Here is a 2673-nt window from a genome sequence, read left to right on the forward strand (position 1 = left end):
AGCCGGTGTCCATCGGCCAGGCCCGGGTGTGCGCCCGGGACATCGTGGTGGCCGACGCCAATGGCGTGGTGATCGTGCCGCGCGAGCGCGCCCATGAAGTGGCAGCCTGTGCACGCTCGATTGAAGCGGTGGAAGCGCGTATCCGGGCGCTGCTCGATGAAGGCAAATCCCTGCGTGAAGCACGGGCGGCGCTGGGTTATCACACCCTGCAACGCAAGGGCTGAAAGGTCCTTCAGTTGGCCGGTCGCAACAGCTGCATCTGCTGGCGATAGTCATCCGTCACCTGCCGCGCCTGACCGCTGCTGGTGATCACCCTCGGCGTGATCAGCACGATCAGTTCGGTGCGATCCCTGGACTTGCTGGTGTTGCCAAACAACCAGCGCAGCCCGGGGATTTTCCCCAGGTACGGCACGGCGCTGACGCTCTCGGCGTTGTCCTGCTTGATCAGCCCGCCGAGCAACACGGTCTGGCCGCTTTGCACCGCCACCTGGGTCGACACCGAACGTGTGGAGATGCGCGGGTTGTTGGGCGTGTCACTGCTGTTGGTGGTTTGGTTCTCGGCGTCGCTGACCTGTTGCTGGATGTCCATGTACACCAGGCCGCCCGGGTTGATGCGCGGCACCACGTCGAGGATCACCCCGGTCTGCACGTATTCGACGCTGCTCAAGGTGCTGTCGGCGTTGCCGGTGTTGACCGTGGTCTGGCTGATGGGGATGTTGTCACCCACCTGGATCTGCGCCGGCTGGTTGTTCATCACCACCAGCGACGGCGCCGACAGCACCTGGGTGCGGCCGTTGGTTTCCAGGGCGTGCAAGGCCACTTGCAGGTTGGAGCTGACGAAGGAATAGAACAGCGAATCCGCGCCCAATCCCGCACCGCCACCCAGGGCGCCCTGGCTGCCAGGGGTATTGGCTACCGTGGTGCTGGTGGAGTTGCCCGCCAGGCGGCCCAGGTACCATTGCACCCCTAGGTCCAGTTCGCCGGTGAGTTTGACTTCGAGGATGCGCGTCTCGATCTGCACTTGCAGCGGCGGGTTGTCGAGGCGCTTGATCGCCGATTCGATCTCCTTCCACTGCACCGGTCGGGTGCGTACCAGCAACTGGTTACTGCTTTTTTGCGCGGTGATCCGGGTGCCGGCGTCGAGGCTTTTGGCAGCGCCCGGCTCTGCATTTTCACCGTCTTCGCTGGCGGCCGGGGCCTGGTCCTCATCGTCACTGACGGGCGGGCTATTGCTGCTGTTGTTCAAGCCACCCGAGGTGCCGCCGCTGGTGTTGAGTGACGACAAGGTCGCCGTGCGCAGCCCCGGCGCCACCTGGGCCGGCGCATCGTCCTTGATCGCGCCGGTGCCGTAGATCTGCCGCAGGTATTTGGCGAGGTCCGTGGCCTTCATGTTGCGCACGTCGTAGACGTACATCTGCGGCTCGTTGCCGCCGCCTTCATCGATGGTGTGAATCCAGTCGCCAACTTCACTGAGGTACTGCGGCTGGGACGAGATCGCCACCACCGAATTGGTCCGCTCGATGGGCAGGAAGCGCACCATGCCCGCCAGGGGCATGCCGCTGTCGGGGCCAAACATTTTTTGCAGCTCGGGCATCAACTCTGCGACCGAAGCCCGTTGCAAACCGAACACCCCCACCGACATCCCCTTGAGCCAATCGACGTCGAAGGTGTCGATGGTGTCCTGATAGTTGGCCAACTCATCCGGCGTACCGGCCAGGCTCAGCACGTTGCGTGCCGGGTCCGCCAGCAGGAATGCGTTTTCCCGGGCGAACGGCTTGAGCAGTTTCTGCATTTCCGTGGCCGAGATATAGCGCAGCGGAAACAGCCGTGCGGAGAGTCCGCTGGAGGGTTGCGACACGCTCATTTCCGGCACCAGCTTGCCCGCCACCGCCTGGTTGGCGGGCAGAATCACGTAGCGCTGGCCCTGGCGGATCATCGCGTTATCGGTCCAGGACAACAGGGTTTCGAGGATCGATAGCGCCTGTTTCTTGTTCACCGGCTTTGAGGTGGAGAAGCTTACGTTGCCTTTCACACCCTGGGCGATGCTGTAGTTCTCGTGCAGCAGGTCGCCCATGACGCTGTTGATCACCGCCTCAATCGGCTGGTCGGCGAAGTTGAACACGATGTCGCCGCTGGCTTCATCCTTGACCGCCGGCGCCGCTGCGGGCTGGCGCACGAACTGCTGGTTACCGCGAATCAACTGGCGCTGGGGCGGCGTAGGCACCTGGGGTTGGCGGCTGTCGGCCGCAGGCGACTCGCTGGCCGGGTCCACGGGCGGCCGTTGCGAACCGGTGCCCTGCATCGCCTCGTGAAGCAAGGCATCGTCCGGGTCGAGGTGATCGGGGAATGACCCACAGCCGCCCAAGGCGACGGCGGTGGCCAGGCAAAACACGCTGGTGCGCAAGGCGCTAGGGGAAGTATCGATCAAGGGGCGGGCTCGTGAGGAAGGGAAATCGGTGGTGTGGTGGACGGCGGCGGCAAACGCGGAACGCTGAGGCTCAGGGTTTGCGTGCGGCCATCCAGCACAAAACGGGCGTGCAGCGGTGTCAGGTGTTCCAGGCGCCAGCCGTTGGGCAGAGTCTGGCCTTGGTGGACCCTGAGCGGCGGGCACTCGTCACGCTTGAGCAGCGCGACGCGCAGGTCGCCGTCGAGCAGCACGCCGGTCAGCTTCAG

1 protein-coding gene and 2 pseudogenes are annotated in these 2673 nt (G+C 64.5%); 1 reads left to right on the forward strand and 2 read right to left on the reverse strand.

Going from position 1 to position 2673, the window contains the following annotated elements:
- Positions 1–224 (forward strand): annotated as a pseudogene (locus HX846_RS08765) (RraA family protein); the annotation flags it as partial.
- A gap of 8 nt (positions 225–232) precedes the next feature.
- Here HX846_RS08765 and gspD read toward each other — a convergent pair.
- On the reverse strand, positions 233–2428 hold the full coding sequence (gene gspD, locus HX846_RS08770; RefSeq protein ID WP_178965277.1) for a type II secretion system secretin GspD: 2196 nt from the start codon (positions 2426–2428) through the stop codon (positions 233–235).
- Positions 2425–2673: pseudogene (locus HX846_RS08775) on the reverse strand (DUF2531 family protein); the annotation flags it as partial. The pseudogene HX846_RS08775 and the gene gspD, both read right to left, overlap by 4 nt.

It is taken from the genome of Pseudomonas sp. K5002, assembly GCF_013386655.1.
In the GTDB taxonomy this organism is placed as follows: domain Bacteria; phylum Pseudomonadota; class Gammaproteobacteria; order Pseudomonadales; family Pseudomonadaceae; genus Aquipseudomonas.